Source organism: Rheinheimera maricola (assembly GCF_016918075.2).
Lineage (GTDB): Bacteria > Pseudomonadota > Gammaproteobacteria > Enterobacterales > Alteromonadaceae > Alishewanella > Alishewanella maricola_A.
The window spans coordinates 590,962-609,964 of record NZ_JAERPS020000002.1; the positions used below are offsets into that span (position 1 = coordinate 590,962).

21 protein-coding genes are annotated in these 19,003 nt (G+C 49.9%); 13 read left to right on the forward strand and 8 right to left on the reverse strand.

All coding sequences use genetic code 11. From position 1 onward, the window contains the following. Positions 1-106 precede the first annotated feature (106 nt). The 9 genes from I4W93_RS08335 to I4W93_RS08375 all read left to right on the forward strand — a co-directional run bounded on the left by I4W93_RS08335 (position 107) and on the right by I4W93_RS08375 (position 7,175). A complete protein-coding gene (locus I4W93_RS08335; RefSeq protein WP_205309770.1) occupies positions 107-832 on the forward strand; it encodes a 5-oxoprolinase subunit PxpA in 726 nt (241 codons plus the stop codon). Further along, positions 829-1,581: a 5-oxoprolinase subunit PxpB gene (gene pxpB, locus I4W93_RS08340; RefSeq protein WP_205309771.1), complete on the forward strand. Its 753-nt coding sequence runs from the start codon at positions 829-831 to the stop codon at positions 1,579-1,581. The genes I4W93_RS08335 and pxpB overlap by 4 nt, the downstream gene beginning before the upstream one ends. Next, positions 1,578-2,519: a 5-oxoprolinase subunit C family protein gene (locus tag I4W93_RS08345; protein ID WP_205309772.1), complete on the forward strand. Its 942-nt coding sequence runs from the start codon at positions 1,578-1,580 to the stop codon at positions 2,517-2,519. The genes pxpB and I4W93_RS08345 overlap by 4 nt, the downstream gene beginning before the upstream one ends. Next, positions 2,520-3,365 (forward strand): DUF4392 domain-containing protein, encoded by an 846-nt coding sequence (locus tag I4W93_RS08350; RefSeq protein WP_205309773.1) that lies wholly within the window; start codon positions 2,520-2,522, stop codon positions 3,363-3,365. It begins immediately after the preceding gene. Between the two features lie 8 nt (positions 3,366-3,373). Continuing rightward, positions 3,374-4,240, forward strand: a complete 867-nt coding sequence (locus I4W93_RS08355) for an aminotransferase class IV (protein ID WP_205309774.1) — start codon at positions 3,374-3,376, stop codon at positions 4,238-4,240. 137 nt (positions 4,241-4,377) lie between these two features. Further along, on the forward strand, positions 4,378-4,941 hold the full coding sequence (locus tag I4W93_RS08360; RefSeq protein ID WP_205309775.1) for a DUF6795 domain-containing protein: 564 nt from the start codon (positions 4,378-4,380) through the stop codon (positions 4,939-4,941). Beyond that, positions 4,938-6,107 carry a lipase family protein gene (locus tag I4W93_RS08365; RefSeq protein ID WP_205309776.1) on the forward strand — a complete coding sequence of 390 codons (1,170 nt, stop codon included), beginning with the start codon at positions 4,938-4,940 and terminating at the stop codon, positions 6,105-6,107. The genes I4W93_RS08360 and I4W93_RS08365 overlap by 4 nt, the downstream gene beginning before the upstream one ends. Positions 6,108-6,116: 9 nt before the next feature. Then, complete coding sequence (locus tag I4W93_RS08370) at positions 6,117-6,707, forward strand: DUF6795 domain-containing protein (RefSeq protein ID WP_224673335.1); 591 nt, start codon at positions 6,117-6,119, stop codon at positions 6,705-6,707. A 48-nt stretch (positions 6,708-6,755) separates the two neighbouring features. Then, on the forward strand, positions 6,756-7,175 hold the full coding sequence (locus I4W93_RS08375; RefSeq protein ID WP_205309777.1) for a hypothetical protein: 420 nt from the start codon (positions 6,756-6,758) through the stop codon (positions 7,173-7,175). 23 nt (positions 7,176-7,198) lie between these two features. On the opposite strand, the gene I4W93_RS08380 is transcribed toward I4W93_RS08375, so the two are convergent. Next, positions 7,199-7,786, reverse strand: a complete 588-nt coding sequence (locus tag I4W93_RS08380; RefSeq protein WP_205309778.1) for an FMN-binding negative transcriptional regulator — start codon at positions 7,784-7,786, stop codon at positions 7,199-7,201. Positions 7,787-7,797: 11 nt separating this feature from the next. Then, the gene (locus tag I4W93_RS08385) at positions 7,798-8,199 is read right to left on the reverse strand and encodes a GNAT family N-acetyltransferase (RefSeq protein ID WP_224673336.1); all 402 of its coding nucleotides are present in this window, start codon (positions 8,197-8,199) and stop codon (positions 7,798-7,800) included. A gap of 84 nt (positions 8,200-8,283) precedes the next feature. On the opposite strand from I4W93_RS08385, the gene I4W93_RS08390 reads away from it, so the two are divergent. Together I4W93_RS08390 and I4W93_RS08395 are read left to right on the forward strand one after the other, a co-directional pair. Next, a complete protein-coding gene (locus I4W93_RS08390) occupies positions 8,284-8,799 on the forward strand; it encodes a GntR family transcriptional regulator (RefSeq protein ID WP_224673338.1) in 516 nt (171 codons plus the stop codon). Further along, positions 8,796-9,713, forward strand: coding sequence for an aminotransferase-like domain-containing protein (locus tag I4W93_RS08395; RefSeq protein ID WP_224673340.1), 918 nt, complete (start codon positions 8,796-8,798; stop codon positions 9,711-9,713). Before I4W93_RS08390 ends, I4W93_RS08395 begins: the two co-directional genes overlap by 4 nt. Here I4W93_RS08395 and I4W93_RS08400 read toward each other — a convergent pair. From I4W93_RS08400 to I4W93_RS08425, 6 genes are all read right to left on the reverse strand, one after another. Beyond that, on the reverse strand, positions 9,710-9,994 hold the full coding sequence (locus tag I4W93_RS08400; protein WP_205309779.1) for a hypothetical protein: 285 nt from the start codon (positions 9,992-9,994) through the stop codon (positions 9,710-9,712). The two genes, I4W93_RS08395 and I4W93_RS08400, sit on opposite strands and share 4 nt — an antisense overlap. After that, positions 9,995-10,270, reverse strand: a complete 276-nt coding sequence (locus tag I4W93_RS08405; protein WP_205309780.1) for a hypothetical protein — start codon at positions 10,268-10,270, stop codon at positions 9,995-9,997. 46 nt (positions 10,271-10,316) lie between these two features. Further along, the gene (locus tag I4W93_RS08410) at positions 10,317-10,607 is read right to left on the reverse strand and encodes a hypothetical protein (RefSeq protein WP_205309781.1); all 291 of its coding nucleotides are present in this window, start codon (positions 10,605-10,607) and stop codon (positions 10,317-10,319) included. A gap of 85 nt (positions 10,608-10,692) precedes the next feature. Continuing rightward, on the reverse strand, positions 10,693-13,236 hold the full coding sequence (locus tag I4W93_RS08415; protein WP_205309782.1) for an EAL domain-containing protein: 2,544 nt from the start codon (positions 13,234-13,236) through the stop codon (positions 10,693-10,695). 81 nt (positions 13,237-13,317) lie between these two features. After that, positions 13,318-14,511: an acyltransferase family protein gene (locus I4W93_RS08420; protein ID WP_205309783.1), complete on the reverse strand. Its 1,194-nt coding sequence runs from the start codon at positions 14,509-14,511 to the stop codon at positions 13,318-13,320. Further along, positions 14,511-16,316, reverse strand: coding sequence for a glycoside hydrolase family 3 protein (locus tag I4W93_RS08425; RefSeq protein ID WP_224673341.1), 1,806 nt, complete (start codon positions 16,314-16,316; stop codon positions 14,511-14,513). Before I4W93_RS08425 ends, I4W93_RS08420 begins: the two co-directional genes overlap by 1 nt. Positions 16,317-16,565: 249 nt before the next feature. Here I4W93_RS08425 and I4W93_RS08430 point away from each other — a divergent pair, with 249 nt between their 5' ends. Beyond that, positions 16,566-18,146, forward strand: coding sequence for a sodium:solute symporter (locus I4W93_RS08430; protein WP_205309785.1), 1,581 nt, complete (start codon positions 16,566-16,568; stop codon positions 18,144-18,146). Continuing rightward, positions 18,134-19,003, forward strand: a complete 870-nt coding sequence (locus I4W93_RS08435; RefSeq protein ID WP_205309786.1) for a glucosamine kinase nucleotide-binding domain-containing protein — start codon at positions 18,134-18,136, stop codon at positions 19,001-19,003. Before I4W93_RS08430 ends, I4W93_RS08435 begins: the two co-directional genes overlap by 13 nt.

Genomic DNA, 19,003 nt, shown 5'->3' on the forward strand with positions numbered 1-19,003 from the left:
CGGGAAGTCGCAATCGCTGTGTTGCCGAAGTTGGTCGCATCCAACTAGACTATTACAAAACTAGCAAGCAACATGAATAAATTATTTCTGTAGTGGCGGTACTGAGATGAAACTAAATTGCGACTTAGGCGAAAGCTTCGGTAGTTGGCAAATGGGGCTGGATGCGGATGTGATGCCGCATATTGATATGGCCAATATCGCCTGTGGCTTTCACGGTGGTGATGCCGATGTGATTGCGCGCACCTTAGCGCTGGCAAAACAGCATGGCGTAGCTATTGGCGCCCACCCGTCTTACCCGGATTTACAAGGCTTTGGCCGGCGCAGCATGGCGCTGTCGCACAGTGAAATTGTTAACTGTATGCGTTATCAAATCGCCGCGCTGGATGGCATGGCACTAAGTGCCGGCTTAACGCTGAGCTATGTTAAACCGCATGGTGCCTTGTACAACGATATGATGGCCAAACCGGCGGTATTTACTGCCGTGCTTGATGCCGTGGCCGGTTTTTACAAACCGCTAAAGCTGATGATTTTGGCCACAGCACAGCAACAGGCGTTTGCTGTGCAGGCCAAAGCGCAGGGCGTTGAGTTGTTATTTGAAGCCTTTGCCGACCGGCGTTACACCGATGAAGGCACACTAACGCCACGTAGCGAAAACGGCGCGGTGCTGCATGGCGCCAAGCTGCTGACCCAAGTTGCCCAGTTGGTAAAACAGGGGGCAGTCACTACTGCATCCGGCCAACAACTGGCACTTCGAGCTGATACACTATGTGTGCATGGCGATAACAAGGCCGCTATTGCGCAGATACAACAGATCAGGGCGCTGCTTAAATGACCCGCCTGCAACATCAGCTCAACCAGTACCAGTTAACTGTTGCTGGTGAGAACGCGCTAATGCTGTATTTTGACCAACGCATAGACCCGGTTATTTCCGCCTTAGTGCAACAAGCCTGCACACTTATCCGCGCTGAACTGGCCGAAGACATTATCGACTTACTACCCTCTTATGCCTCGGTACTTATTCTGTTTAACCCACTAAGCACCGATCATTACCGCGTGCAGGCGCAGTTGCAACATTGCCTGGCGCACCTGCAAAACAGCAATCAGCACAGTGGTAAGCTGGTGGAGCTGCCGGTGTATTACAGCACTGAAAGTGGGCCCGATCTGGCGCTTATTGCCAGCACAAAAAACATCAGCGTTGCTGAGGTGATACAACGCCATCAGGCCGTAAGTTATCGGGTCTATGCCATTGGTTTTGCGCCCGGTTTTGCCTATTTAGGCGAGGTAGACCCGCTGCTGCAAATGCCGCGTTTAGCCACGCCGCGCGCCAAAGTACCACGCGGTGCGGTCGCTATTGCCGACCGACAAACTGCAGTGTATCCGGCAGCATCACCTGGCGGCTGGAATTTAATTGGCTTGTGTCCAACACGCATGTTTAACCCCGCGGCAGAGCACGCAATGCCGGTGGCGGTAGGTGATGAAGTACGCTTTGTTGCCATCGATAAAGCCGAGTTTCTGCGTTTAGGTGGTGAGCTGCCAGAGCTTGAACTGCCAAAGCTTGAGTGTTCGGGGACTAAGCCATGAGCGGTTTTACTATAATAGCGCCTGGCGTACTGAGTTTAATTCAAGATAGCGGCCGCTTCGGCCAGGGCGCACTGGGCTTAACCAACGGTGGGCCTATGGATGCGCCATCAGCAGCCTGGGCCAACCGCTTGCTGGGCAACCACAGCAATGCCACTTTAATAGAGTGCAGTGTTGGCGGCCTGCAACTGCGCGCTGATACGCACAGTTATATTGCCGTCACCGGCGCTACGCTGCCGCTGACCATTAACGGCAAAGCAGCAGAGCAATGGACAGCACATAAAGTGCAGCCGGATGATCTGATTGAGCTGGGTATGGTAACAAAAGGCTTGCGCGCTTACATTGCCGTGGCCGGCGGCTTTACTATCACGCCGCAGTTTGGCAGCAGCGCCACAGTGCTACGCGAAGCTATTGGCGGCTTAAACGGTAATAAACTGCGGGCAGGCGATAAGCTTAGCGCCAACAGCATAGATAAACTGCAACGCCAGCGCTTACCAGCACGCTACCGGCCACAGTTTAACCAGGTACTGACACTGCGCTTGATTGAAGGCTATCAGGCGCAAAGTTTTACCGCTACCGAGCGCCAGCGCTTGTACCTCAACAGCTATAAAGTGACGCCACAAGCCGATCGCATGGGCTATAAACTCAGCGGCAGCGCCATTAGCTGTCAGCAAACACAGCTGCTTTCTGAAGGCATTTGCTATGGCTCGGTGCAAATTCCGCCCGATGGCCAGCCGATAGTGCTGTTAAATGACCGGCAAACCCTGGGCGGCTACCCGAAAATAGGCAGTGTATTGTCGCTCGACTGTGCCTTGCTGGCACAGGCAGGCGCAGGTACGACAGTATATTTTACGCCCATCAGCCCCGAGCAGGCGCACAATGCGCTCTGTTTGGCCAAAGTACGCACTGCTGCAATTAGCAGCCAACTGGTAAGCCTGTAAATGAGCGCACAGCAACAAGATTATCTGGCGGTAAGCCAGCAGATAGAACAGTTATTAGTGCGACAAAACCTGCGCGGCATGGCAAGCCTTAAGCCGCATTTACGGCCGGGTTATATCTTGCGCGCCGCCCGGCTGATTAATCAATGCCGCGGTACGGTGTTAATCGGTACCGGCTTTCCGGTGCTAAACACCTTTGAAACCGACGGCCCGGTTGGTGCTATTGGCTTGTATCAGTTACTTAAGCGCCTTGGCGCTGCGCCGGTTCTTGTTTGTGGCGATCCGCTGTACAGCGCGTTAAAAGCCGATTATCAGTGCTATCAAATCAGCGTAAACCAGTTCGACGCCCTGCCGGCCATTGCCGAGGCGGCACTGGCTCAGCTTAAACCACAATTGGTTATCTCAATTGAACGGCCGGGTTTTAATGCGCAGCAGCGTTACGCCAATATGCGCGGTGAGGATATTTCCGCACGCTGTGCCAGCTTCGATTACTTTTTAACTCAAGCGCACTGCCCTACTATTGGCATTGGCGATGGCGGTAATGAAATTGGTATGGGTAATGTGTACCAGCAAGTGAGCGCGCTAAATATTACACCTTGTGTTACCCAGTGCGACGAGCTCATTGTTGCCGATGTTTCAAACTGGGCGGCGTGGGGAATAGCAGCCATGGTGTCGGTATTGCGCGGCGAAAACCTGTTGCCGGGGGCGGAACCACTGACTATTTTGCAGTATTTATCGGCCAAAGGCAGCGTTGATGGCGTAACCCGGTTAAATACTTTAACCGAAGATGGCCTGGCGCATACCGAGGGCCAGCAACTGATTGATGATCTTGAATTACTGATTAAATGAGAACCGCAATGACAACAGTATATTTAAACGGCGCCTTTGTACCGGCCAATGAAGCCAAAATATCGCCAATGGACCGCGGCTTTTTATTCGGCGACGGCATTTACGAAGTGATCCCCAGCTACGGCGGCCGCTTTGTCGGCTTTGGCCCGCATATTGAGCGGATGCACAGCGGTTTAGCCCAGTTGTCGATAGACCCCAAGCTAAGCCAGGCCAACTGGCTAAGCATCGCGGCCAAGCTACTGCTGGATAACCACGCAGAGCTGGGCGAGAATATCGGCGTGTATTTTCAGGTAAGCCGTGGCACCGACACCAAGCGCGGCCATGCTTTTCCGGCTAATATCAGCCCAACCGTATTCGGTTTTGCTTTTGCTATCCCGCCAGAGCCGGTAGCCGACAAAAGCAAAGCCACCACTTACGCCGTAGTCACCGGCCAGGACTTACGCTGGCAGCGTTGCCATATTAAATCTACCTCATTGCTTGGCAACGTGCTGCATTACCAGCAAAGCTACAGCCAGGGTGCGCAGGAAATACTACTGTTTGATAAAGACAACAACTTAACCGAAGGCGCGGCGGTGAATGTGTTTGTGGTAAAAGACGGTGTTATCGCCACGCCGCCGCTAAGCCATAAATTGCTGCCCGGCATTACCCGCCAACTGTTGCTGGCGATACTAACCAAGCACAGCAGCATCAAAGTTGAGGAGCGTGATATCAGCGAAGCCGAAGTACTGGCCGCGGATGAAATTTGGCTAACCAGCTCCAGCAAAGAAATTGCTCCGGTGTTGTATGTTAATGACAAACCTGTTGGCAACGGTGAAGTCGGCGATGTCTGGCTGGCAGTACAACAGCTGTTTAGCGCGCATAAGTTCGACTATTAACATTACTCACTCCCGGCGCTGTCACCAGCGGCAGCGCCATTTACCATCTGCTTCACACCTCATATTCATAAATAATTAATTTACAAAAATGTATTATTTATATATCTTTTAGCAACGTCATTTCAGCAGAGCCCCGCATGCATATTTCTATGTTCAGGCGAAAGCCGTTGTTGCTGCTGACAGCAGCGCTGAGTTTTTTGGTATTTATTGTTTTCTCACAACAGGTTATGGCAGATATGTTTAGTTGGTTTAAAAAGACAGAGGTGGAGTTGTCCCCCGAAGTTAATGGCACTGTAACTTTAAACGGCAAACCGATTTCCGGTGCAAAAGTACTGCGATATTTAACTTACAGCGACAAAAAGTTTAATGACAGCGCCACTACTGACGAGCAAGGTCACTTTCAGTTACCGGTTAAAGCAGTAAAAGTAAAAGTCTCTTCCATGTTTGATACAGCAGTGACACAAAACTTAGTTGTTGATCACGCAAATAAGCAAACTGAGATTTGGACTGCAGGCACAACCAATACATTGAACTACGACAGTATTCGTAAACTGTTATCAAGCATGAAGTGTGAATTAACTTCCCCTGAGATGAGGCTGGAAATCCCCAGGGGAAATCCTCAATCACCCCCCCTTGGCGTTGCCAGCATATGCAGTTTTGAGCACGACGAAGTCATACTAGAAAAGGAATTATGGAAATGAATGAACTGACACCATTAATGGCTGCATCTTTAGCTAACTCAGTCTATCTACTGAAAGAAAATGGTAGGGAGAAAGAATTTTCATTAGACCTGAATACTCAAGTTACTAGAAATTTCGACTTTGATTTGAGCAACCATCGCCTGACTGGCATATCCGGTAGTATTGTTTCCAGGTTGTTTAATCGTAAAACCGGTTTTGCCGCTATCGGGAAAGGCAAAGCATCCTATGCCGGTGATCACGTGGTTGCCATTCGCGGCACAGACGGGCTGCGAGATATAATTACCGATTTAAACATCGGCTTGGCTGGCGGCGATAATAGCTCATTGGTGCATGCTGGTTTTAATAAAGTATTTCAGAGTATGAAACCTGCTTTAGAACAGAGCCTTACACCTATCTTGGCTGCCAAAGGTCACGGCACCGTACACTGCGTCGGCCATAGCCTTGGTGGCGCACTAGCGCACATAACTGCAGACTGGGTAAAACGACGCTATAAAAGCCGTGTATGTTTATATACTTTTGGCTCACCACGGGTCGGTTTAGACGGTTTTTCTATTAAAACTACCGGCAACATTGATAAAATTTTCCGCTGCACACATGCCAGCGATCCTATCCCATTGATCCCATTATGGCCTTTTATGCATGCGCCATATAAGTCACACGAAATACTTCTCAGCTCGGCTCAGGGATTACGTGCTTCTGGCCATAGCATGGGAGAAAATGGCACACCGGGCTACTTAAATACCGCAAATAGTAATAGTTGGGGCGCTTTGCAAAACCAATCAACCGAACTTTTCAAAGAAATTGAGTTGAAATACCCGGAGCGACACCAAGTTACTTTTACTACATATTGGGCCCATCGCATCAATAATGCTTTAATCACACTTTTGAGAAAAGCAGGCTTATTAACCCTGATATATGCTCAGGCTCGTATCGGCACCTACCTGACATTTTATGACATGCTTGCATCCTCAGTTGAGAAGATTGCTAAGCTCTCTGGGGAATTTGCTGAACAAACCAAGGGGCTGCTTGGGCATATGCTGGTATTCGCAGGTAAAGGGGCAACTAAGGTAGCTGACTTATCTTATCGATTCATTCGTTGGGTTTTCGAAGTTACTATCGGTGCCTTACATCGTATTGCCAGACAAGCATTAGATTTGGTTAACTAGTCAATAAACATGCTGCTCTATGACCGGATAGGCCTACGCTGGCCTTCCGGTAAACCTCGTACACTTATTTACAGACAAAAAATGACTTCAATTCGTCTTGTTACCAGAAACATTGTTTTAGGCAGCGTAGTAATTTTAGCTTTTTCACCACAAGTAATGGCAAGTATGTTCGGTTGGTTTAAAAAATACGATGTGCATTTATCTCCTGTTGTACAGGGAAAAATTACTTTGGATGGTAAGCCGCTGGCGGGTATCAAAGTGTTTCGCGAACTAGACTACGACACATCTTACAACGATGAATTGGTCACTGATGAGCAGGGACAATTTTATTTTGCTGAGAAGAATATCAAGTCACGCCAGCCTGGCAATAAATTAGATCAGTCTACTATTCGGCAAGTTATATCGCTGGATCATCAGGGTAAAACTTTCGTGCTTTGGTATCTGAATACATCCAGTATCGAGCCACAGCAAGCTGTAGTGCAGCGCTTAGCTGCACTCAACTGCGAGATTAGTGATGAAGAGCTGGAGCATGTATTTCCGAATATCGAAAAACCTGACTTCCCACATAGCACATTTAGCATTTGCCGCTGGCCTGACTAAACAAGACTGCAACACTCCACGAAACCAACCATAAAAGAGGGATTTTAAATGGGCATCATTCTTTTACCGGCGTTTTTATTTTACGCAGCCGCCGCTGTGTATGGCGCTAATAGAAGCTATAAAATCATTGCAGTAGATGGAATTGGGCTTTATTTGGGATTACTGCTGGCAAGTTTTTTTATCAGCGCATTACTACCAACGATAAATGTCTATTTTCGCTTTAAAGCGGCGACCAGTCTGTATGTGTTCGACGTACCCTTCAGCCTTTTATTCAATCTGACTACAGCTGGTTTAATAGCAATTTGTTTTGCCGTATTAAATAGCCAGTGGCTGACGAACCAGCCGCTACCGATGCCAATTTCCGTCACTGCAACCGGTATCTTAACGGGCGTTGCTGTTGGCACCCTACTCAGCCTGTTTTTTGTTGAACAGCTACTTGGGTTAGATAAGCTACCCCGCACCCATTAAGCGGGGTAACACCGTCAACTCAGTTAGGTCGAGCCAGAGCGCTGCATCATCTGCCACACCGTCGCCGGCTGTTCGGTTTGCTGCAAATAGTCGATTACCGCTTGCTGCTCTGCCGGCGCTTTGTTTTGTGACAGCTTAAAGCGGCCGCTTACTTCGGTTAGGCTAATTTCCACACCCGCAATCGCCTTAACGAGTTGTTGTTGATAAGCCTCAGATTGCGCCATTGCTGGTGCACTGTGTGCTTCCTGCTGTCTTACCAATGCCAATGTTTGCTCGTTATCCAGCACACGGGCTATACCTTTAAGTTCAGCCATGGCGTAGTTCCAGGTGGATACTGCCGGTTGTTTGCTGTAACAACTGGCAGCAACAAAAGCATGCGGGCCCTGAATAACAATACTCACCGCCGTTTGGTCCAACCTATCAAGCTGCGGGTTATTGCGCGCTAAATGGCAGTAAGCCTTGCCCAAATCACCTTGCCAGTCGAATAAAAATGGCAGTGGGGTGTAATTGATACTGCCGTTATTGCTTAACAACAAACCAAAATAATGTTGCTGTAAAAACGCCCGTATCTGACTACGTTCAGTGCTTTGATAATGTTTCGCTGGATACACTACGGCTCCTATCAGCGCAGACGCTGAATGTGAAAAGCATTATCGACTGCGGTAAAACCCACAGCCGGATAATACTGCATAGCAGAGGGCGCACTGCGCAATAACTGCTGCACCTGCGGCCCGGTTGCTTGTTGCACAGCAGCCAACAGCGCCTTGCCAATGCCTTGCTGTTGGCAGGCTTTATCAACTAACAAATCACAGATATACACCACATAGGCTTTGTCGGTTAGGCAGCGCGCTAAACCAACTAACTTGCCGTTGCTGCGGGCGCTGATCAGCAGATTACTGCTGGCCAACATTATTGCCATGCGCGCACTGTCATCTGTTGGCCGGTTAATGCCGGACGCGCGGTACAGCGCCAGCATTTCTTCTAAATCAAAGCTACTTTGCTGTTGGTAAACAATCGTCATCATCTGCTCTCCTGTTGTTATTGCTGCAGCTTACCGGCTAAACTGGCACCATAAAAAGTACCGCTTTTAACAAAGTAAGGGATCCAGTTGCGTCTACTGACTAACAACCTGCAATTAAGTGGTCAGGGTAGCCTGCAACAGCAGTTATACCAGCTGTTGCAGCAGCAACTGTTAGGCGGCAATTGGCCCGGCGGCGCATTGTTGCCCTCCAGCCGCCAGCTGGCGGCTGATCTATCACTGAGCCGCAACACGGTGAATCAGGTACTGCAACAACTGGTCGCCGAAGGCTATATTGAGGGCCAACCCGGTCGTGGTTATCAGGTTTGCAGCCTGCCTGAGCAATATTTTCAGCCGCAGCCTGCTAGTGCTGTCACTGTGAAACCTTTACCGCTGCAACATTACAGCCTGCCACAAAAGCAGGGCCCGGTTAATGGCTTGCTGCAGCCGGGCGTATCTGCTTTGCAGCATTTCCCCTATGCACTGTGGCAACGTTTGCAGCAGCGCCATAGCAACCGTGTGGCATTAAGCGGCTTTGCCGACCCATTGGGCTATTTACCCTTACGCCAGGCTTTAGTGCCCTATTGCGTCAGGCGCGGCAAGTGAGCTGTGATGAACACAACATCCTAATTACGGCGGGTGCCCAGCAGGCGCTGTTTGTTGCCGCTAAGCTGGTAGCGCGTGCTAATGACACGGTTTTGATGGAAACGCCGGGGTATCCCCGCCTAAAGCAGGCACTGCAACTATGTCAGTTAGCGATTCAGCATCTGGATGCCAGCAGCGCGAACGGGCTGGATACCAATGGCCTGCCTGCCATTACTAAGGCTAAAGCGCTGTTTTTAACGCCGGGGCATCAGTATCCGCTGGGCGGTATTATGCCGCTGGCAAACCGGCTGGCACTGCTGGACTGGGCCCGCCAGCATGCTGTCTGGCTGGTAGAAGATGACTACGACAGTGAATTTCAGTATCAGCACCGACCCATTGCCAGCTTGCAGGGGCTAGCCGGCGGCGAAGGCGTGTTGTTTGTCGGCTCGTTCAGTAAAACCCTGTTCCCTGGCTTGCGGCTAGGTTATCTGGTGGCACCCAAAAGCGTAATTGGCCAAGCGGCGGCGATAGTGCAAGCGCTGCACGGCGACGTACCATTATTACCACAAGCTACACTGGCCGATTTTATCAGTGAAGGCCATTTTGGCCGTCACTTACGTAAGATGCGCCGCTTTTATCAACAGCGAAAACAGCAAGCCATTCAGCTTGTAATTGAGTTATTGCCTAACTGTCGTTTATACGCTCAGGATGCCGGTTTACATTTGGTACTGGAGTTTCCAGAACCTATAGATGAAGCCGCGTTATTAGCAGCGCTTAGTCAGCAGCATATTAAAGCCCAGCCACTGAGCCGCTATTGCTTCGACGGCAAGGTGCGCTCAGGTCTGGTGCTGGGTATTGCTAATCATAACGATGAAGAGTTTAATGCCGCACTGCTGCAGCTATGTCACCTGTGTCGCCGGGCGCTACACGCTTAATCTTGCTTAGCGCTGTGTATTTTTTGCAGTTGTTGCACAGTTAACTCTAACGCTTTGATGCGTTTATGTTGCCGGTACAAAGTATCCAACGCAGCACCTGTCAGTATAATCAGCACCCCTGTCCAGGATACCTGATAACTGTCAGCTATTCTGGCGTCGGCGTAGCTTAGATAAAACGCGTAGCCAAGCTGATAAACAAAATAGGTTAGCACCAGCGCTATTAAAATTTTTATACCCCATGACATAAAAGGTTCGTTAGTGATTTGGCTTTGCGCTGTCATCTAATCTTCCTCTGTGGCCTTAGCTTGCAGCTCCAGCGCTTTAATACGCTTGTGTTGCCGGAACAACACATCAAACAGCACACCAAATAAATATATGAAGCATAGAGTTAAGACGGTGATGAAATCACTGAATGAATACTCCACCCTTGGATTAACCGAGCGAATGTAGTAACGATGAATTTCTGAGAAAACTGGTATGAATATCGCTACAACTATAAAAAATATATTCATACCTGATAAGAATGGCTCTTTATGGCTTTTTGATTGCTGCTTCATAGTCGCCTCTATTGAATTGTCCAACGTGAACAGAATGTTACATCACCTATCGTGGTCTTAACCGCCCAGCTTGAGTGATTCTTTCGTTGGCCGGATCAATTTGAATATAGCTACCATCACTAAACCAAAAAACGGCATCATCTGCAGTGACATCTATAAAGATTTTATTGTCTGGACTGCTGTTCTCTATGTAAACTGCTTGGCCGTTATGCTTTGTCGCGATCTGCGCGTCAGATGACTCGATATACGTTGAATAGCCATCTGGCACAACGTTCGCGCCGGCACTTAAACATATTGAAAAGCAGATTATCCCGATTAAAAATAATATTCCTTTCATTTCTACACACTCTCCCTGTTAATTATCCCCAAATAGGCTAAATACAAGGAAACTTAAAATCAATATATTTAATGCAATTTTTTTACTATTTACAATTTTTCATAAATACATCTAGGGACTCAGGTTTGCCAAAATAGTAGCCTTGGAACTGCTGACAGCCCAATTGCAGCAGTTTCTGGTATTGGTCGTCGGTTTCCACCCCTTCGGCAATAACGGCCAGCTCCAGGCTTTGCCCTAACGCCAGGATGGTTTTGATAATAGCCTTGTCGTTGGGATCGGTCAGGATGTCGCGTACAAATGAGCGGTCTATTTTCAGCTGGCGTAATGGCAGGCGTTTCAAATAGCTTAATGAAGAATAGCCGGTGCCAAAATCGTCTAGTGAAAACCGCACACCCAGCGCGGTGAGTTGCTGCATTTTAGCAATAACGCTGTCGATATCCTGCAACAGCTGACTTTCGGTAATTTCCAATACCAAACATTGTGGCCTGGCACCACTGTCTTGCAGCACCTTACTCACTTCTGCAACAAAGCCGCTGGAATGCAACTGACGAGCACTAATATTCACTGCTAAATACCAATTGGCAGTTTCTGGCCAGCGTGCCCATTCAGCCAACTGGTGGCAACTTTGCTGCAATACCCAACGGCCGATCGCTTGAATTTGGCCGCTGCTTTCTGCCACCGGAATAAAATGCGCCGGGGCTATCATGCCCTCAGTCGGATGCTGCCAGCGGATCAGTACTTCAGCGCCGACAACCCCGGCATCACGCTGCAGCTGCGGCTGAAAATGTAGCACAAACTGCTGCTGCGCTAATGCCAAGCGCAAACCGTTGACAATATCGGCACGGCTACTAACATCTGCCTGCATTTGTTGATTAAAAAACCGCACACCATTACGGCCGCGGTCTTTGGCATCATACATAGCTAAATCAGCACGTTGTAACAGTTCATCACTATTACAGCCATCAGAAAACATCGCCACTCCAACACTGGCTGAAATAGTATAAGGCCGCTCCTGCAATTCGAACGGTTCTGCCAATAGCTGGACAATCTTTTCGCCGATCAGGCTGGCTTTTTGGCTGGATAACTCGATGTCCGGATGCAGGTCGGTTAGTAACACCACAAATTCATCACCGCCCAGCCGCGCCAGGGTATCAACTTTACGTAAATGGGTTTGCAGCCGCTGTGCGACTTGCTGCAACAGCTGGTCGCCCATAGCATGGCCCAGGCTGTCGTTTAAATCCTTAAAATGATCCAGGTCGATAAACAGCAAGGCGCCCTGGGCACTGTCAGTTTGCCGCTGTTTAAACTCGACCGCATGTTTTAAACGTTCCAGTACCATGCGTCGGTTCGGTAAGCCGGTCAACACATCATAAAATGCCAGCTGATGAATTTCCTGCTGATGTTGTTTAAGTTCGGTAATATCGGTAGAAATACCGCAGAGAGCATATATGTGGCCGCGATTGTCACGCAAAGGTAGTTTCACCGACAAAAAGGTATGGGATTGCTCACCATCTAATGAGGTATTGTATTCTTCTTCTACCAACCGCTCGCCAAGCTGTAATACTTTCTGGTCATTTTGTTGTATGTTGGCGCTGGACGCAGCATCAAAAAAGGCATCATCACGTCGCCCAACCGCTTCAGCAGGCTCGCAGCCAAATAACTGCGCCACTTTACGATTAACATACTGATAACGGCCTTTGATATCCTTGATATAAATATGCGCATCAACACTGTTTAGAATGGTGTTTAAACGATCTTCACTGACTTGCAAGTGGCGGGTTTTATCTGACACCTGGCGCTTTAACCACCAGGCGCCGGCTAGTGCCAGTAGTAACAAACTACTTAACATCGCCAGTATCAACCAAACATACTGTGGCACCTGGCGCTGTGGTGTGTTGGTACCCCAACGTTGCAGAACTTGATAGTACGGCGAGCTGGCGTTGCTTTGCCATTGTGCCAGCCGGGTTTCAATTACCGTTAGCAGGTCTTGGTTGTAACCTTTTTTTGTTGCGTAAAACAGCCGGGACGGTTGAAAAATGACATTACTCTGCGTCAAATTGTACTTATTGCGTTGGGCTTGACCAAAATAGTGGTTTGCCGCCACCACCTCAGCCTGGCCTGCCGATAGTAATGCAAAAGCCTCGGGCATAGAGCGCACGGTGCTGAGCTGCACGGCAATACCAGACTCCGTGCTCCATCGTTGCAAATAGTGCTGCTGCACGGAGTCCTGCAGTACCAACACCGTTTTACCGGCCAGTTGCTCTATCGAGTTTAACGACACACCAGGAGCGGTATACAGCTGCGACCAGCTATACAGCGCCGGTGTTTCATGAAAGTCCAGTTGCAGGGCGCGTTGCTCGGTATATGCCACATCGGGTAATAAATCTATTTCACCGGCCTGCAATAGCTGTAAACAATAGGCCCAGTCACATTGTACTGGTTTTAACTGCCACTGCTGGCTGCGGGCAATTTCACCCAGCAGATCACCGAGAATACCTGAAGGTTGACCGTCGGCATCAGCAGTAATTTTGGGCGCATTTTGGTATACGCCCACCACCACTTCACGCTCAGCTGCCACTAGCCGACTACAAACACACAGCAACAACAATGCTGCAACAGCTATTCTCATTCTATCTGTAACCTGCTATTTAGTTGGCCTTTGTCATCAGCTTACGTTAAAGCAAGAATTTTACCAGCCCACTTCTGCTCACTACACCTTAAAAATATAACCGCGCTTGTAGCACCAGTGCATTAGCAAATATGACAGCAGTAAAAAACTCAGCGCAAACAGCAGCGAGCCGTTGTAATCGCCAAATAGTGGCTGATACAGCGCCCGGTACAGCCATTGCTGCAATGAGGCCTCTCCAACTGATAGCATCATCAAAGCACGGGCGGCAAAACCCGCCAACATAAAAAATAAAATGGCATTGGCACCAAACACTACAAAGGGCGCACTCCAACGCCGCCAGCGCTTTACATCACAAAGCCAGAGACAAGCGGCCAGCGCAATAGCGCAATAGCCACTGCTAAGCAGCACAAAGCTGGGCGTCCATAAACTTTTGTTTATCGGCAAACTGAAGTGCCACAGCTCAGCCAGCCATACTGCTACTATGCCACACAAAAGTAAGCCACGTATTTTAGCTACCAGGCTGCGCTCTGTTTGTAACCACTGCGCTATCAGCACCCCTGTTAAACAACTGGCAATCGCGGGCAAGGTAGACCAAAGCCCTTCCGGGTCAAAGGCAAATGGCGTAGCACTGCGATAATACACATGCCCGGCGCCCAGCACAGTGTGGTCCAGCCAGGCGGCAAAGCTATTGCCAAACATTAATAAGCCGCTGAACTGGGCACCTTGCGAATCGGTATATGGCAGATACCACATGCCCACCAGGTATAGCGCACACAAGCCCAGTAACCAACCAATGCGACCGCGGGTACCGCAGTACAACACAATAATCACGCTAAAAAAGTACACTACACCAATGCGTTGTAACACGCCCAACCAGCGTAGTGTTAGCAACTTTTGTTCAATATAACTGTATGCCGGATCGCGAAAATTGTAATAAAACAACGCCAGTAGCAGCCCCAGCGCAAATAATTTTAAGCCGCGGATAGCGGCATGGCGGATGATGGCAAATTTACCGGTTAAACCCTGCTGTTTTAAGCTAAGTTGCAGCGACATGCCGACAATAACAATAAAAAATGGAAAGATGAGGTCGGTTAGCGTCCAGCCATGCCATTCTGCATGCCGCAACGGGCCATACACATAGCTCCAGCTACCGGGATTATTCACCAATATCATAGCGGTAATGGTTAAACCGCGCAGCGCATCTAATGCCAGCAACCGGTTAGCCGGCAGCACCGTCAAAATAGCATCGGCATAACGCCGGTACAGGCTTAACATCAGTCGTTATAGCCAGCAACGGTAACCGGCAATACGCCGGTTAACGGGTATAGTCGCAGCAGTGCCTGCGCCAGCGCCTCATAGGTCGCATTGCCGGCAGCCATAGCACTGGCATCTTCTGCGGTGTTATAGGCATAACTGGCCAGCACTACATCGGCATACTGGCCATAGCGGCTAATATCGTATGGCGCACGCAAGCTAAGAAAAATATGCGGCTTTTTCTGTGCGCTAATCAGCGGCAATAAGGCTTCGTATTGTTGGGTCTGGCGCTTATAGGCTGCAGCAATATTGCCAATACCGGTTAAATCGTCCATTCCGCCAATATCGGCCAGGCTTTGCATCGGCGAGATAAAACCACTGATCAGCAAATCTGCCGCCGCAATCTGCGCCGCAGCCTGGCTTAAATCGGTTTGTTGCAAACTGATAACGGCAATATCAAACGGCTGCTGGGCATAATGTTGTAGCGCAGCAGCCAGTGCTTGTGCCTTCATCTGATCCGGCAATATCAGCAACAGCTTTTTAGCCTCGCTGAGCTTTAGCGGCCAGTCAGCCGTGCCAGGCTTTACTTGTGTTATCGCCGCTTTGGCCAGTGCCAGTTCGTGTTGACGATGCTCTGGCTTACCCAGGCTCGACTTGGCCTGCGCCACTTGTAACGCCTGGGTTGTCGCCTGCGACAATAATGGATACTGCTGTTTTAGTGTCACTATGCGCTGATAAGACTCGGCCAGTTCTGTTGCGGATAATTGGCCAGCGCTTACGGCAGTCGTTAATGCGTCAAGCAGTTGCTGTAAGGCATTAAGTTCGCCCGGGTGCTGTAGTTTCACCGGCATTAAGGCAATGTCGGCACCGGCGGCAAAGGTTTGCACTACCGCTTCGGTGTGGGTAAAAAATTTACTGATACCCGCCATGTCCAGCGCATCGGTAACTATTACCCCGTTATAAGCCAGTTCTTCGCGCAGCACGCCGTGTAAAATTTTACGTGATAAGGTCGCGGGCTTCAGCATGTGCTCGCCGTCTTTGGAAACAAAGGTGCTGCTGTCCAGCGCCGGATACTGAATATGCGCAGTCATGATCATACCCGGCGCCTGCTGCTGAATAATGTCGGCAAAAGGCTTTAAATCGACAGCGCGGATTTGCTCGCTACTATGCTCCACCCGCGGCAAGCCAAGATGGCTATCGACTTCGGTGTCACCATGCCCAGGAAAGTGCTTCAACGCGGCTATCATGCCGCGTTGTTGCATCGCGCCCGTCATGGCAGCGCCAAGCCGGGCCACTTGCTGGGCATCCTCACCAAAAGCGCGGACATTGATTACCGGATTGTGCGGATTGACATTCACATCTACCGTCGGTGCAAAATTAACGTTAATGCCGAGGCTCAGCAGTTCATCAGCAAGCACTTGTCCTACTGTTGTCGCAAAGCCGGTGTTATAGGCGGCGTAAGTCGCGCCAATGGCCATATTGCCGGCAAAAGACGTAGCTAAACTGCGGGGCAAGCGCGTTACCCGCCCGCCTTCCTGATCAATGGCAATAAACAGCGGCAATCGCAACGGGGATGCCAGTGAAGCTGCTTGTAGCTCGCGATTAAGCTGAATAATTTGTTCGATCCCCGCCAGGTTCTCGGCAAACAGGATCACGCCACCGATAGCATGCTCGCTGATCAATGCCGCCAACTGAGGCGGTAGCGATGTCATTGGCGTACGACACTGGCCGTCTACTGGCGTCTCGGCGCAGTAATAACGCAAATCCAACATCAACTTTTGCCCCAGCATCTGCTGCACCGTCGCAGCGGGTATGTTAACCGGCATAACAGCAGCCGATGTCACAACACTGAAGACACTGCACACACTGCATACAAAGAAAGCAACACGGCGTAAACATAACATAGGGTTCCTGAAACAGCTGATGACCACGGCGGTATCCTGTTATTTTGGCGAAAGCTGCTGGCAGTACAACAAAAATAAATTATTCATTCAAGTAAAATTTTAATGAATATTTTACTCATACAGTATAGCTTATGGTAAGGTTAGTTACTTTTTCCTGCGGGCGGAGCACCGATGCAACTGACGCTACTGGACTGGACGGTATTTTTTGCGTATTTCGCCATTTTGGCATTGGCCGGTTGGTGGGTTAATCAACGCAAAGCCGGCAACAGCAACGATTACTTTCTGGCAGCTAACAGCATGCCGGTTTGGGTAGTGGCGATATCTGTACTGGCGACCTCACAGTCGGCTGCCACTTTTCTTGGCGGTCCAGACATGGGTTTTCGCGGTAACTTAAGTTATCTGGCAAGTAATATTGGCGCCCTAATCGCCACTGTTATCGTGATCAAGTTTTTACTACCGCGCTATTATCAGCTTAAAGTCACTACCGTATACGAGTTGCTGGAGCAGCGTTTTGGCGCCAGTGCCAAAGACCATGCCGGGAAAATGTATTTATTTGGCCGTATTTTTGCCAGTGGCGCCCGCTTATATATGGCAGCGATTGCCGTCGCAATGTTGCTGTTTAACAATATTCAAGCCAGCAGTGTGCTGGCAGCTATTGCACTTCTAACATTGATCGGCCTGGCCTGCACCGTTGCCGGTGGTATTCGCTCTGTGATCTATACCGATGCACTGCAATGCGCTGTTTATGTACTGGCTGCGTTACTGGTGCTGGGTTATTTGTATCACAGCCTAGGACTGGACCTGGCCACGTTAGTTCAGGCACTGCAGCAGCCGGCAGAAGGCGGACCATCTAAACTACTGTTGTTCGACTGGCGCTTTGATGTCAGCTCAAACGGTGTGTTTAATATGTGGTCGGCATTAAGCGGCTTTATTTTGCTGAATATCGCGGCTTTTGGTCTGGATCAAGATATGACGCAGCGGGTGCTAACCTGCAAAGACAATAAAGCCGGCGCGCGCGCGTTGCTCAGCTCGATGCTGATGGTTATCCCCACTATGTTGGTGTTTATTCTGATTGGCTTTTTGTTATATATCTTTTATCAACGCCCAGACCTATACCAGCCAGCGCAGGGCTTTGCTGACAGTTTCGCCGGCGAAAAAGTTACCGTATTTATGTACTATGTGCTTAACGAATTGCCATCCGGCCTGCGTGGTTTAGTGGTAGTGGGCGTTATTGCCGCTGCGTTATCCACCATTACCTCGGGCTTAAATTCTATGTCGTCGGTACTGGTGGCCGATATGTATAAGCCATGGCGGTTACAGCGCAAACCTGATACTGACGCCCGACATTTTGTCCGCGCCGGGCAGCTGGGCATGTTGGCCACAGCGTTGGCATTGTCTTTAATGGCCATACTGTGTTTTTACTGGCAACAATACTCGGCTATGCCACTGCTGGCTTTTGCCCTTAGTGTCATGGTGTTTTCCTACAGTGGATTGCTGGGGGTATTTTTTACCGCGCTGTTTAGCCAGCGAGGTAACCGTTATTCGGTCACGGCAGCGCTACTCAGCGGATTTTGCGTGACCCTGCTAATGCAACCTTATATTCTGCACCAACTTAGCCCGCCGTTGGCGGCACTAGACTTAGGTTTTACCTGGCAGTTGTGCATTGGTACGGTTATCGCCACCCTGGTATGTATGGCAGGCAAAACAACCACAGCTAAAGCTCAGCAAGGAGTAACAACATGTGGATCCTGACAGTCGACGGCGGCGGCAGTAAAACGCTGGCCCGGCTGACCAATAGCCGCACCGGCCAGCAATGGCAGCAACAAGCTGGTCCGGCGTCATTAACTAATGATTTTTCGCAGGCGCTGGCAAACATTAATCTGCTTAGTCACAACTTATGTCAGCAAGCGGGTGTCAACAGCCAGCAACTGGTTGCCGTAATGGGCTTAGCCGGTGCCGGTAACCCGCAACAACAGCAGCAAGCTGTGCAGCAACTGCAACATCATTATCAACACTTGCTGCTAACCACCGATGCGCGCACGTCATTGTATGGCGCTAATTTAGGCCAGCCGGTGCTGGTGATAGCGTTAGGCACTGGCTCAGTCGCTATGCGCTTACTGCCCGACGGCCGAGAACAGCAAGTGGGGGGCTGGGGCTTTAATATTGGCGACGAAGGCGGCGGTGCATGGCTGGGCAAACAAACGGTGCGTGAGCTACTGTGGCAAGTAGACAGCCTGGCTGGCGTGCAAAGCCCGTTACTGCAACAGGTGGCAAACCAGATTGGTCATAACGCCGCCACGTTATTGCCATGGTTGAAAACAGCCAGCCCAAACGACTTTGCCGCCCTAGCGCCCTTGGTGTTTGACTATGCCCAGCAGTGCAGCGTAGCACAAAGTCTGCAGCAACGTCACATAGCTGCCGTGCAGCAGTTGTTGCTGCACGCGCGCGAACAATTTGCCTTACCGGTGGTGCTATTAGGCGGCCTGGCCGATACCACCGCAGCACTGCTAAGCCCACAAAGCCGTGCACTGCTGCAGCCCGCCGGGGGTAGCGCGCTGGACGGCGGCTATATATTGGCACAGCAACTGATTATTTCTTCCGTAGGATAA